Origin of the sequence: Oscillatoria sp. HE19RPO, assembly GCF_024220515.1 — a bacterium.
Taxonomy (GTDB): domain Bacteria; phylum Cyanobacteriota; class Cyanobacteriia; order Cyanobacteriales; family Laspinemataceae; genus Laspinema.
Map to the genome: position 1 here is coordinate 1 of NZ_JAMXOT010000165.1, position 13956 is coordinate 13956.

The window sequence follows — 13956 nt, forward strand, 5'->3', positions numbered from 1 at the left end:
TTGCAAAATATAAATCCTCCAAACGCGCAACTGAAAGTAAGGTATGTGTAGGGGCGCAATGCTTGCGCCCCTACATTGATCGCGCTACTCCGTTGATCTACGAACGAACGTTTTGGAGATTTTATTTTTTGGAGTTCCCTTATGAATTATCTCATAACCGGATTGAGGCCAATCTAAATCAATCCTAAAATCCATTGGCACCGATCCGGGCGGTAGTCGCCTCGGAAAAATGTTTAGAACCGGGAAAGCGATCGCCTATAATAGCCTGAATGTGTCCAAAATTCCCCATTCTTGCTAATCAAGCCTTCTGGATTGTCTGCGCCGATTGCTGGCGACTTCAACCCACTCCCCTCTTAACCGCGCTTCACCCCTTTTAATACCAAACATGGGCCTAAAACAGTATTTTGGGTTTATCTCCGAGCGCTTCAGCGCCTTATTGCAACGCTCTCAAATCTTTCAAAATCGCTGGATCGGCTACTTAATCGCCGTGGCGATTTATGTCACCCTCTTACTCATCCCCCTTCCCGGGTTTGAACCCAGTGCCCAACGCGCCTTTGCCGTCTTTGGTTTAGCCGCCTTTTCCTGGGGGACAACCCTGCTGCCTCTGCCGGTGACGGCGATCGTCATCCTGTTTTTGCTGCCCTTTAGTGGGGCAATTTCCGCCCAGGAAACCTACGCCTATTTTGGCAACCGGGCAGTGTTTTTCATTCTCGGGGCGTTCATTCTCGCCAGTCCCATCATGCGATCGGGACTGAGCACCCGGATTGCCTTAGCGGTAGTTACCCGATGTGGGAACAGCCAGCGCCAGATTCTCGGGGCCATTCTAGGACTTTCCGCCCTGATGTCTTGTTTTATTAGTGCTCATGCCGTGGCAGCGATGTTATTTCCCATTGTCCTGGAGGTAGTGCGAGCCTCTGGAGCCAAACCGGGGAAAGGCTTTGGGGTGGCAGCCTTTTTATCCCTCGCCTGGGGGGTCGTGATTGGCTCGAATACCACCCTCCTGGGAGGGGCGAGGGGACCTCTAGCTTTGGGGATTCTCCAAAATACCACAGGTCAGACGATTTCCTTTGCCCAGTGGACCCTGTTTGTAGCGCCGGTGGTGCTGGTGCTGTTACCCATCGCCTTTTTTGTGCTCCAGGGAGTCGGACAAACCGAACAAGTCTCCCTCGCCACAGCGCGACGGTTTCTAGAAAAGCGCAATCAGCAACTCGGTCAGATTTCGCGCCGGGAAATTATGACTGCCGGAATTTTAATCGTGACCATCCTGTTATGGATGACCCAGGGCGATCGCTGGGGTTTAGATGTGATCGCCTTGTTGGGAGTCATCTTAACGTTTATTCTGGGAGTGGCAAATTGGGGGGAGGTCGAAGAAGATGTCAACTGGGGGATTTTTATTATGTACGGCAGTGCGATCGCCCTGTCTGCGGCACTCAATGATACCGGGGCCGCTTCCGCACTCACCCAACTCCTCTTGGGGTTTGGGATTGAGTCTCCCCTGCTCATCTTTGCTGCCGTCACGATTATCGCCCTTCTCATGACTGAATTTATGAGCAATTCTGCCGCCGTAGCCGTCATTCTACCCGTGGCCCTCGCCCTAGCTGAAAAATATGGCATCGAACCCCGTGCCATGACCCTGGGAGTCGTGATTCCCGCTGGTTTAGGGTTTATGTTGCCCGTGAGTACCCCCGCCTTGGCGATCGCCGTGAGTAGCGGCTATGTTCGTCCTCTGGCGGTCCTACGCTGGGGAGTCTGGCTCGATATTATTTCCATTGGGGTGTTCCTGGGCCTTAGTCAATTCTATTGGCCCTTAGTCGGATTGAGGGGTTGACATGGCAGAAATTTTACTCGTATTAACCAACCCGTATGGGTATGAAAAAGCACTCAATCTCGCTTTTGAGGAAGCAAAACAAGCAGATAGCCTCTTTCGGGTGACCTTTATCATCGATCCCGAGGCCCTCGATGACCTCATGCGGGACTTGGGAGAAAATGGTTGGTTGGGAATTGGGTCCCGTCGGAGCTTGCAAAATTCGATGATGGAAGGATATCGCGCCTTAGCGACGGACATTTTAGAGCAAGTGACTCTTCGTGCCGTTTCTATGGGAATCGCGGTGAAAACGGAGGTCAACGAAGAGGGAATCCGTAGTTATCTGAGTGGGTTGGCGACCCCAGGACCGGAGAAAATTTTCGTCAGTGGTTCCCATGCGCTGGGCCCCCTGATTCAAACCCTGGACTGCCCCTTGGAATGGATCCCCGAAGATTGAATCCTCAAGGGCGCGCTCACGCCAATCCGCGATCCCCAAATCACGGATTCACCAGGGGGGACAAATTTCTGTACAATCGAAAAGCCTTGAAGGGTGCTTGAGAAACAGTCGTTTATTGCACAATATCTGGAGTTAAATCAAAATGCAACAGCGTGGTGTCACGGTCTGGTTTACAGGTTTGAGCGGTGCAGGCAAGACCACCATTAGCCAGGGAGTGGAGAAACAACTGCGATCGCGCGGATATCAACTCGAAGTTCTCGATGGGGATATCGTTAGGCAAAACCTGACGAAGGGACTGGGTTTTAGTAAAGAAGACCGCGACGAAAACATTCGCCGTATCGGTTTTGTCTCTCATTTATTAACCCGCAATGGGGTGATTGTTTTGGTATCGGCGATCGCCCCCTACCGTGAAATCCGCGAAGAAGTGCGCCATCGCATTGGTGACTTCGTTCAGGTTTACGTGAATGCACCTCTGGAAACCTGCGAAGAACGCGATGTCAAGGGGCTTTACAAAAAAGCTCGCGCTGGAGAAATTAAAAACTTTACCGGCATTGATGACCCTTATGAGGCTCCCCTCACCCCGGATATTGAATGCTCCACCAAAGACGAAACCGAGGCAGAAAGTATCGCCAAGGTGCTGCAATATCTCAAAGATAAGGGTTATATCACCCAAGTTTAAACCCCCTAGACCCGAAGCCTCACTCCGAGTTCCTCTACCCTAGGGCGTCGGTACTGGATGGGTGACTGTATGGGGCCAGAAACCGGGTTTCTTCAGAAAAACGGTAGCAATTAGCCACTGGATCTGGGCGAGAAACCCGGTTTCTGGCCCCTGGCCTGGAATTCACGCCCCTGATTAAACCCTGTACCGGCGCTCTTTTGTCCTCTTTTGTCCGCCGTTGCTTGCTGCGGGATTCATGGATTCAGTTTGAATGGGGGGAACGCTACAATTGAAGATATATCTAGATATCTCTATCTTCTATCCTCCATTCCGATTGCGCCAGATTAGGCTCAAGTTAAACGATGTTAATGTTGGTATTTTATGTCGGGCCCGATCGTTATGCCCTAAGCTGTTCCCAGGTCGTAGAAGTGATTCCCCTTGTAGAGTTGAGAAAACTATACCAGGCCCCGGAATATATGGCGGGATTATTTAATTACCGAGGGAGCATTGTTCCGGTTCTCGATCTGTGTCATCTGATTCAAGGCAGTGGCTCTCGCAATTGTTTAAGCACTCGCATTATTTTAGTCAAGTATCAGCACGCCCACCAGAATTCGCGACTGATGGGGTTAATGGCAGAACGAGTGACCGATACGGTAGATGTCCTAGAATCTCAATTTAAGGAAGAGGGAATCCACTTAAAAAATGCCGCATATTTGGGCAAACTCATCATGGATCAACAAGGAACAATCCAGGAGTTGCGCTTGGCGCATTTACTGTCAGAGCAAGCACAAGCATTCCTATTACCCATTGGGGAGGCTGAATAGCAATGGTTTGGGACGAAATTGAGCGAAAACTCAGAAAAAAGATTGGCTTAGACCCCAAAACCCTCGGTTCCTATGCGATCGCCAAAGCGGTTCGAGAGCGGATGGCGGTTTGTGGGGTTGAGAATGTGGCAACCTATTTCAATATATGGCTCTGTTCCCCTGAAGAATTACAGGCGCTCATTGAGGAGACGGTTGTCCCAGAAACCTGGTTCTTTCGCGAGCCTGAATCCTTTGAGTTTCTCCGGCGCTACGTGCTTTTCGATTGGTTACCCACCCATCCGGAAGGGGTTCTGCGTCTGTTAAGTGTTCCCTGTTCCACGGGAGAAGAACCTTATTCCCTCGCGATCATGCTCCTCGATGCCGGTTTGTCCCCGAGCAATTTTGTGATTGACGCCGTTGATATCAGTAAAAAAGCCCAAGAGAAAGCCAAACAGGGTCTCTATCGAGAGCATTCATTTCGGGGTAAACCGTTGGGCTTTCGCCATCGCTATTTTCAGAAAACCCCTCACGGATATCAACTTTCCCCCGCCGTTAAGGAGACCGTAAATTTTATCCAGGGCAATCTTTTAGAACCCCTTTTTTTATATGGAAAACCCCTTTATGATATCATATTTTTTCGGAATTTATTAATTTATCTGGAACCGGCTGCTCGCGATCGCGCCATGCAAGTATTAAATCGCTTATTATCTCCCACGGGACTGCTCTTTGTCGGGTCAGCCGAAGCTGGACCCGTGATTGAGAAGCGATTCATCTCCCTGCGCCATTCCATGACTTTTGCCTACCGCAAGCGCCAAAAAAGCGACGGCACCGATCGCTTCTGTATCCTCCCGAATGACCCTGAACACGCTCCATTACGGGTTCTCCAACCCAGCTCCCCTCCCTCACCCTCTCGATTCAACTGCGCATCCAAACCCGTCCATTCGGCGGAACCGGCCCCAGAAGCCAGAAGATCGCATCCTCAAAGCTCCTGGGCGATCGCCCCTAGCCCACCCTCTCCCCCAAAGCGCATCCCTGAGTCCCCCCTGATTCACGCTAGGCATCTAGCCGATCTCGGACGATTGAATGAAGCGGCACAGGTATGCGAAACTTACCTCAGTCAACATCGCACCGATGCCAATGCTTATGTTTTATTAGGTGAAATACTCCAAGGCGCAGGGCATCAGGAGCGTGCCGAACAATGTTGGGAGAAAGCCATTTACCTCGAACCCCACCACTATGAAGCCTTGATGCATCTCCTCTTACTCAAAGAATCTCATGGAGATCTCACCCATGCCTCAGCCCTTCGGCAGCGGATCCAAAGACTCCTAAAATCTCAGGGGGAATAGCACTCTATAATTCAGGGGTCACGGATAAACGGGCCACTCCAAACTATCTCAACTCTAAAGGAAAAAAAGAATGTTTCGGAATCTTTCCTTGCAAGCTCGAATGCTTGCAGCTTTTATATTTATGGGTTTAATTGTATTAATCGTTGCTTTAGTCGGATGGGGGGGGAATTATCGGCTGAGTAATCGCCTCGACATGATTACAGGGAACTCCATGCCCAGTGCGATCGCCCTATGGAAAATCAAAGAAGGTCAGACCCAAATTCAATCCTCAGAACGATTGCTCCTCAATCCTCGCAGTTCCCTTGAACGCAGAACTGCTGCCAAGGAAAGAATCAATCGAGCATGGCAACAAATTAATCAAGGATTTGCGGAATACAACAACATTCCCGAGAAAAATCCAGAAGAAAACCGCCTTTATAACCAGTTCATAGAGGCATGGAATCAGTGGAGACAAGTCCATGAAAACTTCCTCCAAATTAATCAAGAATTTGAAGCTTACGAGATTTTACAACCCTGGGAAACTCAAATCGAGTTGTGGGAGGCCGGTCAAAGCAATAGCCCCCAAATGGCAACGGCTAGAGCCGCTGGTGAGTTCCTTGAACGCATGAATACCCAACGCCCTCGCATCAATATTCCGGCCTATCGCGCCGCAGAAGACAGCCTGCAAGAGGTTGTAGAATATAATCAAAATATGGCTGCCCAAGTGGTCAGAGATGCCCAACAAGATGTGGCTGAAAGTAGTTTTTGGGTGTTTCTGGGAATGCTCCTCGGTCCGCTGACTGCGATTGTTTTTGGCTTCTATTTTAGCACCACGATCGCCAAACCCCTCGGAGCCAAAATTGTCGGAGTGGTTCGAGTCGCGGAAAAAATTTCCTCCGGAGATTTGACTACTCCGGTGAGGGTGACGGAAACCCAAGATGAAATTGGCCGCTTAACGGTTGCTTTTGGTCAAATGACCCAAAAGTTAAATTCCTTAATTCGTCAGGTCCAACATTCGGGCATTCAAATCACCAGTTCCACCACAGAAATTGCCGCCTCGGGCAAACAATTAGAAGCAACGGTTACCGAACAAGTGGCTTCTACAAACCAAGTCGTTGCCACAGCGAAAGAAATTGCCGCGACTTCTGGCGAATTAGTTAAAACAATGGATCAAGTTGGGGAACTCGCCGGACAAACCGCCATCGCTGCCGGAACCGGCCAACAGGAAATTGTTCGCATGGAAACCACCATGCGCCAATTAGCCAATGCTACCGCCTCGATTTCGGCCAAGTTGGGTGTGATTAGCGAAAAAGCAAATAACATCAATAGCGTGGTGACTACCATTACCAAAGTGGCGGATCAGACTAATTTACTCTCCCTCAACGCGGCGATCGAAGCGGAAAAAGCAGGGGAATATGGCACTGGTTTTGCGGTGGTTGCCCGAGAAATTCGCCGATTGGCAGACCAAACGGCGATCGCCACCTTGGATATTGAAAGTATGGTCAAAGATATGCAATCCGCTGTTTCCACTGGGGTGATGGAAATGGATAAATTCACCACCGAAGTCAGCCGGGGGGTCGAGGATGTTCGCACCATCAGCGGCCAAATTGGTAAGATTATTGAGCGGGTTCAAAGTCTCACCCCCCGATTTGATGCAGTCACTAAAGGCATGGAAGATCAATCCGAAGGGGCTCAACAAATTAGTGATGCAATGGTTCAACTGAGTGAAGCGTCCCGACAAACGGCCCAATCTCTGCGGGATACTAATCGGGCGATCGAGCAATTAAATGAAGCCGCTCAAGGATTGCAACGAGAAATCTCGTTTTTCAAGGTGCAAATCTAAGCAGCAGTCGGTAACAATCCACCCCTCAAGGGTGGGGAGGAACGCGGACAAAGCCCGGGAATATAGAGAAAACAGACTTGAGATACGCGGATTGGGTATAAAGTTTACAGCCCGGTTGTAACAAACCGAAAGTATCGATATTTCTAATGTTAGAACCCGGGTTGCTGTCCAAAATTTTTGCTGTTTCTTAACCCAGAAAGGGCGATAAAACCCGGTCTCTGCTCCCTTGATGATCCGACTTTTGATTACCGATTATCTGGCTGTCACTGCTTTGAAACATTCTCCCCTTCATTTAGGTTGGCTCTATGACCGAAAAGTGCTGGAACGAAATGGGAATACAGGGCGATCGCTCTTGTGCCGAACTTAATACCGTCATCCATTGCCGCAACTGCCCCGTTTATACCACCGCAGGCCGCAGTTTATTGGAACGGGAAGCCCCAGAAAACTACCGGGCTGAATGGACCGATTTACTCGCTAAAACCCCAACAGCCGTCACCAGCGATCGCAATGCCCTTCCCCAACTCCAACGAGCGACGGCAGAATTCTTTGACCCGCTTTCTCTGGTGATTTTTCGCCTGGGAGTAGAATGGTTAGCACTCGCCGCCTCTACATTCCAAGAAATCACTGCCTCTTGTCCCCTTCATGCTTTACCCCACCGCAGCAACGAAATTCTCCTGGGCTTGGTAAATATTCGCGGGGAACTCTTACCCTGCATTTCTCTGAGCAATCTCCTCGGGTTAGAATCGCAAGGCACTCATCCGAAACCCTTAAACCCGCAAGGGGATTTGACGCGGACGGTTTATTCTCGCATGGTGGTCGTTAATATTCAAGGAGATATCTGGGTATTTTCCGTGGATGAAATTGAGGGCATTCACCGCTGCGATCGCCACTTAATTGAAGAAGTCCCGGCAGTCGTTTCCAAAGCCCCCATTACTTACACGAAATGGATTGTAAATTGGCGAGACAAAAAAGTAAACTATCTGGATGAAGAATTTGTATTTTCTAGCCTGAAACGGAGGATTTTGTGAGCAAAGATGAACTGGATTTAAGCCATTTATCCATGCTGGATTTATTCGGAATGGAGGTGGAAACTCAGGCTGCCCTATTAAACGAAAATTTATTAGGGCTAGAAAATCATACCCAGTCCGGCAAAGAACTCGAAGCCTTAATGCGGGGTGCTCATTCGATTAAAGGCGCAGCCCGCATCGTTCAGCTCGATCGGGCGGTCCAGATCGCTCATGTGATGGAGGACTATTTTGTAGCCGCCAAGGAAGGTCGAATTACGGTTTCAGAAGACCATATTGATATTCTGTTGTCCGGAGTTGATCTGCTGTTGAGTATGGGGAAAGTGCAAGAATCCGAGTTAACAGCCTGGATGCAGGAACATCAGCCGGAAATTGACCTCATCGCCAGCCAAATCCAGGCGATCGCCTCCCCAGGGACTCGGCAAGAGCCACCCCAAACTCACCCAGAACCCCAAACCCTCGGCGATCGCCCCGCTATTCCCCCACCCACTCCAGAACCCCCACCCACTCCAGAACCGCATCTCACCCCGGTTGAATCCCCGCCTTCCCCGAACCTGGTGCCGTTTCCTGAACCGGAAGCCCCTCCACCGATGAGGGCGCAATCCCCCCCCTCCTCTAAATCGAGTGGCGATCGCATCGTCCGATTAAGTGCAGACAACTTAAACCGATTGATGGGTTTGGCAGGGGAGTCCCTCATTGAAGCCAATTGGTTACAACCCTTTGCCGATTCCCTACTCAAACTTAAAAAACACCAGGCCCAATTATCAAAAACCCTCGAAAAATTAGACAACTCATTGAGCGAATATCACCCAAACCAAAGGACAAAAAATTATCTGGAAATCGCTCAAATTCAAGAAAAAGAATGTTTAGAAATCCTGAATAATCGCATCAATGAGCTTGAATTATTTGCCCGTCGGTTTTCCAACCTTTCTGACCGTCTTTATCGGGAAGTGATTGATAGTCACATGAGACCTTTTTCTGAAGGGGTATCAGGCTTTCCTCGCATGATGAGAGATTTAGCCAAACAACTCGGAAAGTCCGTGAAGTTTGAAATAACGGGCAAAGCAACTAAAGTGGATCGCGACATTTTAGAAAAGCTAGAAGCGCCGTTAACTCAAATTTTGCGAAATGCGATCGCCCACGGGATAGAATCTCCCGAGGAACGCATTGAAAAAGGAAAAACCCCGGAAGGAACAGTCCGAATCGAAGCAGTTCATCGCGGAGGAATGCTCTTAATTACTATTTCTGATGATGGTCGAGGCATCAATTTAGCACAGATCCGGCAACAGGTGATTGCCAATCAATTGGTGAATCCTGAGTTTGCCCATCAGTTGACTGAAGCTGAACTGATGGAATTTTTATTTTTACCCAGCTTTTCCACCGTCACTGAGGTGACTGAAATTTCTGGACGGGGCGTCGGGTTAGATATTGCCAAGGGAATGATGCAGGAGGTGGGCGGGTTATTGCGTGCTCAATCTGAACTCGGAAAAGGCACTCAGTTTTATCTTCAGTTGCCCTTAACTCTCTCGGTGATTCGCACCCTGTTAGTGGAAATTTCTTCCGAACCCTACGGGTTTCCCCTCACCCGAATTGATCGGATTATTCAGATTCATCGAGGGGATATTTTTGTGGTGGAAAACCGCCAGTATTTTACCCTCAATGGTCAAAATATTAGTCTGGTGAGTGCTCATCAAGTTCTGGAGTTGGAAAACAGTGACCTCAATCATGAGTTGTTAGCGGTGATTGTTTTGAGCGATCGCACCAACTATTATGGCCTAGTGGTGGATCGCTTTCTCGGTGAGCGAGATCTGGTGGTGCGTCCCCTAGACCCCCGTCTGGGCAAGGTCCGGGATATTAGCGCGGCAGCATTAATGGAAGATGGATCGCCGGTGTTAATTATTGATGTGGAAGATTTGGTGCGATCGCTCGATCTGCTTTTGAGTAGTGGACGGTTAAGTCAAATCACCCAGGATGCCCAAGTCAAAGAGTCCCAACGTCATCAAAAGATTCTCGTGGTTGATGATTCAATTACTGTTCGAGAAATGGAACGAAAACTGTTGCAAAATCGAGGCTACAAAGTAGATGTTGCTGTGAATGGCGTGGATGCTTGGAATGCAGCCAGAACCGGAGAATATGACTTGATTATTACCGATGTGGATATGCCGAGAATGAATGGAATTGAACTGGTTAATCACATTAAAAGTCATGCAAAACTAAAGTCTACTCCCGTGATTATTGTGTCTTACAAGGACCGAGAAGAGGACCGACTATTAGGGTTAGAAGTCGGAGCAAATTATTACTTGACTAAAAGTAGTTTTCACGATCATACATTTTTAAATGCCGTCATTGATATGATTGGGACCCCGGATGAGAGTTGACTGCGCTGAGGTGAAGGCGATCGCCTCGATCGCACCCGCATATTCCTGTTTTGGAACCCTTGTGGGAGACCCCCTTTCCAGTCGGCCCGCCCGGGTGCCTTGGGGAGCAGCGTAGCACGACCCTGCCGACTCCCAACCCTGGAACGTTTGGGCTATCAAGTGCCGCTTTGGTCTGAATAGGTGACTTTATTTTCTTGAATTTTCACTAAAAATCTTCAGGGGAATCAGTTATTTATTAAAAAAAATTTTGATAAAAATGGGGATAATTTAGATATAATAGGAGAAATTTCGGGATTTGCTCGTCACCATACCTCATACCTCACCCTTTATATGAAAATTGCTATTGTTAATGATATGCTGTTGGCAATAGAAGCCTTACGGCGCGTCTTAACATCAGTGCCTGACTACGAACTTCTTTGGGTTGCCCGGAATGGATCTGAAGCCCTCGATAAATGTGCCTCAGTACGACCGGATCTCATTTTAATGGACGTATTCATGCCCGTGATGGATGGGGTAGAGGCAACTCGCCAGATTATGCGTGATTGTCCCTGTGCGATTTTGCTGGTGACTTCTAGTATTAACACTCACTTACCTCAAGTATTTGAAGCCCTCGGATATGGGGCGCTCGATGTGGTGATTACGCCAATTCTCGGACACTACGGAACTGCCGAAGGGGGAGAAACCCTCCTGGAAAAAATTAGGACGATTCATAAATTACTGGGTAAACCTGTCAGCAAAAACCCCAAAAATCTGATTCCGGTTAAGTCCTGTTATACGAATAAACCTTATCCCCCCCTGGTGGCGATCGGAGCTTCTACCGGAGGTCCCACGGCGATCGCCAAGATTTTGTCTCAGTTACCCCAAAATTTTAGAATATCCGTGGCGATCGTCCAGCATATCGATGTCCAGTTTTCCGCCAGTTTTGTCCAGTGGTTATCCCAGCAAACCCGGTTAAAAGTCGAGTTGGCTGAAGTGGGAATGACCCCACAACCGGGTAAAATTATCGTCGCAGGCACTAACGATCATCTGTTCATGCGTCCCGATCGCACCCTCGGCTATACTAAACATCCCGTGAATAATCCTTATCGTCCCTCGGTGGATGTTTTTTTTACCAGTTTGGCTGAAAACTGGCCGGGACAAGGATTAGGGGTGTTGCTCACCGGCATGGGACGAGATGGAGCAATGGGATTGAGTGTCTTGCGATCGGCAGGTTGGCAGACGATCGCCCAAGATGCCAGCAGTTGCATCGTCTATGGAATGCCAAAAGCTGCGGTTGAATTGGGAGCGGTGCAAGAAAGCTTGACTCCCGAGGCGATCGGTCTCAAACTCCTGAGTCTCTAATCAGAACTTTACTGTTTGCGTGAGGGGTTGCCAGTTTCGTCAACCCAACAATACCCAAACCCTAGCCCTTGTATTGATTCTATTTTTATCATCTTTTACGACTACTTATTTTAAAGCATCAGTACAGCTTTAGAACCCAGGGACAAAACCCCGATTTTTAAACAAAAATTGGGTGGGTTTATGCAGAGATTTTGTCAAAACCACCGATTTGTAACCGTTACGCTACGGAGGTTTTAGGTTGATCCGTCCGATCGTCAATTCGAGGGATTTCAACCTTGTGCAACTCGCCACAGTCCACAGAACATAAATACCCTCTTGTCTCGCGCTCCTGAGACGTTCCCCCAGTCTAGTAGCGAGTGTTACCGATGTTATCCCAATTCAATGAAATTCTACGGTTCAACGGGGAACCTAGCATTATCTTTCTACCTCTAAAGACAGATGACAAAGTATGCTATAGTATAAAAAAATTAAACAGAGGAGTTAAAAATCATGAACGTCTAATCTTTATAAGGTTTATAAACTCGTCCAATTGAAACTTGACTTCACCCCTTAAACAGCTAGTAATTTTTATCTCAGGAGCGTAAATGCAATCAAGGGTCATGCATGAAGAATTAATCAAGATGAATCCAGCGATCGCTTTACATCCCTACCCTCCAAATTTCAGTGCAAGTCCGGGACAACCCATGATTAAAGAACTTTCCGATCAACCTGTATCAATTTTATTGATAGACGATCAGCCGATTGTCGCAGAAGCCATTCGGCGGATGTTGGCAACGGAAACAGATATTAAATTTTATTCTTGCACTGACCCGGATCAAGCCATTCAAATCGCCACTCAAATTCAGCCCACGGTGATTTTACAAGATTTAGTCATGGGGGAGATTGATGGGTTGATGCTCCTGCGATTTTTTAGGGCTAATCCAGGGACTCGGGACATTCCCATCGTGGTTCTGTCCACCAAGGAAGAACCCGAGCAAAAAGCCGAAGCCTTTGCTTCGGGAGCCAATGATTACCTAATTAAAATTCCCGACAAAATAGAGCTAATTGCCCGACTTCGGTATCACTCTAATGCCTATCATAACTTATGCAAGCGTTATGAAGTCGAGCTAACCAAACAATATAATAAAGAGTTAGAATTTAGAGTCCAAGAGCGGACCAAAGAACTGACGGAAGCCCTAGAGCATCTCAAACAAACCCAAGCGCAATTAGTCCAAAGTGAAAAAATGTCCGGTCTCGGGCAACTGGTGGCGGGAATTGCCCATGAAATCAACAATCCCATCAGTTTCATTTCGGGAAACTTGATTCATTTTATTGAATATGCGGAAGGATTATTAACTTTAGTGGAAATGTATGAACAAGCCTTTCCCGACCTGCCAATTACCATTCAAGATTTTAGGGAATCCCTAGACTTAGAATTTGTGCGGGAAGACTTGCCTCGATTAATCTCTTCCATCCGAGGAGGATCCGATCGCATTCGGGAAATCGTAGTCAATTTGCGGAATTTTTCGCGGATGGATGAATCGGAAAGAAAAGAAGCCAATATCCACGAAGGGATTGATAGCACTCTGGTGATGCTACAACATCGCCTGGATGAGAATCAGATTGAACTGATCAAAGAGTATGGGGAATTGCCTCCCGTCGAGTGTTATCCGGGACAACTCAATCAGGTGTTTATCAATATTTTAACCAATGCGATCGATGCCCTGAGCGAGCGCCCGCAACTCTCTCCCAGTCCAGCCATTTCTGATAACGGTGAGACGATTAAGCGGAAAATCAGCATTAAAACTGAACTGCAAGGGGAGGGAGTGGCAATTCAGATTAAAGATAATGGGATCGGAATTCCCCCAGAACTTCAAACCCAGATTTTCAACCCATTTTTTACCACCAAGGAAGTGGGACAAGGAACAGGATTGGGATTGGCAATCAGCTATGAAATTATCGTCAAAAAACATCAGGGACGAATTCGATGTGAGTCGCACCCCAGTCGCGGCACCGAGTTTACCCTGGAAATTCCGTTCGGGTCTAACCACCCGAGTAATCTTCGCCAACTGCCCCTCAGTCCCAAAGAAAGTGCTGTTTCCTCCGTTTCTCAACCGCCTCCCACAGAACTCGCTTCGCTACAGTGGCTTGAAGTGGGTTAATTTGACAAACTGACCGTTTATTTGAGACCCTAGGTCCCTAGGGGTATTGCAACAAATAAATCACCCAAATGCGATGCTTAAGGAACTAAAAAGACGTTCTTAGCCCGCGCAGGCACCGCTTCGTCCTGTGAGCCTCCACCCTTGAGGGTGTGGGTTTTTGGGTATTTTATTTTTTGGAGTT

General features: G+C 48.2%; 12 protein-coding genes. All 12 read left to right on the top strand.

The window, feature by feature from the left end; all coding sequences use genetic code 11:
- Positions 1 to 188: hypothetical protein (locus tag NG833_RS15695; protein WP_254566226.1), on the top strand; the 188-nt coding region annotated here is incomplete at its 5' end.
- Positions 189 to 385: 197 nt separating this feature from the next.
- Positions 386 to 1828, top strand: coding sequence for a DASS family sodium-coupled anion symporter (locus NG833_RS15700; protein WP_254566227.1), 1443 nt, complete (start codon positions 386 to 388; stop codon positions 1826 to 1828).
- Position 1829: 1 nt separating this feature from the next.
- Positions 1830 to 2261, top strand: coding sequence for a hypothetical protein (locus NG833_RS15705; RefSeq protein ID WP_254566228.1), 432 nt, complete (start codon positions 1830 to 1832; stop codon positions 2259 to 2261).
- A gap of 142 nt (positions 2262 to 2403) precedes the next feature.
- Positions 2404 to 2940, top strand: coding sequence for an adenylyl-sulfate kinase (gene cysC, locus NG833_RS15710; RefSeq protein ID WP_254566229.1), 537 nt, complete (start codon positions 2404 to 2406; stop codon positions 2938 to 2940).
- 341 nt (positions 2941 to 3281) lie between these two features.
- Positions 3282 to 3743 carry a chemotaxis protein CheW gene (locus NG833_RS15715; protein WP_254566230.1) on the top strand — a complete coding sequence of 154 codons (462 nt, stop codon included), beginning with the start codon at positions 3282 to 3284 and terminating at the stop codon, positions 3741 to 3743.
- Between the two features lie 2 nt (positions 3744 to 3745).
- Complete coding sequence (locus NG833_RS15720; RefSeq protein ID WP_254566231.1) at positions 3746 to 5068, top strand: protein-glutamate O-methyltransferase CheR; 1323 nt, start codon at positions 3746 to 3748, stop codon at positions 5066 to 5068.
- 70 nt (positions 5069 to 5138) lie between these two features.
- Positions 5139 to 6890: a methyl-accepting chemotaxis protein gene (locus NG833_RS15725; protein WP_254566232.1), complete on the top strand. Its 1752-nt coding sequence runs from the start codon at positions 5139 to 5141 to the stop codon at positions 6888 to 6890.
- A gap of 305 nt (positions 6891 to 7195) precedes the next feature.
- Complete coding sequence (locus NG833_RS15730; RefSeq protein WP_254566233.1) at positions 7196 to 7918, top strand: chemotaxis protein CheW; 723 nt, start codon at positions 7196 to 7198, stop codon at positions 7916 to 7918.
- On the top strand, positions 7915 to 10293 hold the full coding sequence (locus NG833_RS15735) for a response regulator (RefSeq protein WP_254566234.1): 2379 nt from the start codon (positions 7915 to 7917) through the stop codon (positions 10291 to 10293). The genes NG833_RS15730 and NG833_RS15735 overlap by 4 nt, the downstream gene beginning before the upstream one ends.
- Positions 10283 to 10408 (top strand): hypothetical protein, encoded by a 126-nt coding sequence (locus NG833_RS30455; protein ID WP_256556006.1) that lies wholly within the window; start codon positions 10283 to 10285, stop codon positions 10406 to 10408. Before NG833_RS15735 ends, NG833_RS30455 begins: the two co-directional genes overlap by 11 nt.
- A 215-nt stretch (positions 10409 to 10623) precedes the next feature.
- Positions 10624 to 11634: a chemotaxis response regulator protein-glutamate methylesterase gene (locus NG833_RS15740; RefSeq protein ID WP_254566235.1), complete on the top strand. Its 1011-nt coding sequence runs from the start codon at positions 10624 to 10626 to the stop codon at positions 11632 to 11634.
- A gap of 584 nt (positions 11635 to 12218) precedes the next feature.
- A complete protein-coding gene (locus NG833_RS30770) occupies positions 12219 to 13775 on the top strand; it encodes an ATP-binding protein (protein WP_305884996.1) in 1557 nt (518 codons plus the stop codon).
- Positions 13776 to 13956 lie beyond the last annotated feature (181 nt).

Excerpts from the sequence above, each read along its gene's own strand:
- NG833_RS15700 (WP_254566227.1), top strand. The coding sequence starts at position 386 with ATGGGCCTAAAACAGTATTTTGGGTTTATCTCCGAGCGCTTCAGCGCC.
- NG833_RS30770 (WP_305884996.1), top strand. The coding sequence starts at position 12,219 with ATGCAATCAAGGGTCATGCATGAAGAATTAATCAAGATGAATCCAGCG.
- cysC (WP_254566229.1), top strand. The coding sequence starts at position 2,404 with ATGCAACAGCGTGGTGTCACGGTCTGGTTTACAGGTTTGAGCGGTGCA.
- NG833_RS15720 (WP_254566231.1), top strand. The coding sequence starts at position 3,746 with ATGGTTTGGGACGAAATTGAGCGAAAACTCAGAAAAAAGATTGGCTTA.
- NG833_RS15740 (WP_254566235.1), top strand. The coding sequence starts at position 10,624 with ATGAAAATTGCTATTGTTAATGATATGCTGTTGGCAATAGAAGCCTTA.
- NG833_RS15725 (WP_254566232.1), top strand. The coding sequence starts at position 5,139 with ATGTTTCGGAATCTTTCCTTGCAAGCTCGAATGCTTGCAGCTTTTATA.
- NG833_RS30455 (WP_256556006.1), top strand. The coding sequence starts at position 10,283 with ATGAGAGTTGACTGCGCTGAGGTGAAGGCGATCGCCTCGATCGCACCC.
- NG833_RS15705 (WP_254566228.1), top strand. The coding sequence starts at position 1,830 with ATGGCAGAAATTTTACTCGTATTAACCAACCCGTATGGGTATGAAAAA.
- NG833_RS15715 (WP_254566230.1), top strand. The coding sequence starts at position 3,282 with ATGTTAATGTTGGTATTTTATGTCGGGCCCGATCGTTATGCCCTAAGC.
- NG833_RS15730 (WP_254566233.1), top strand. The coding sequence starts at position 7,196 with ATGACCGAAAAGTGCTGGAACGAAATGGGAATACAGGGCGATCGCTCT.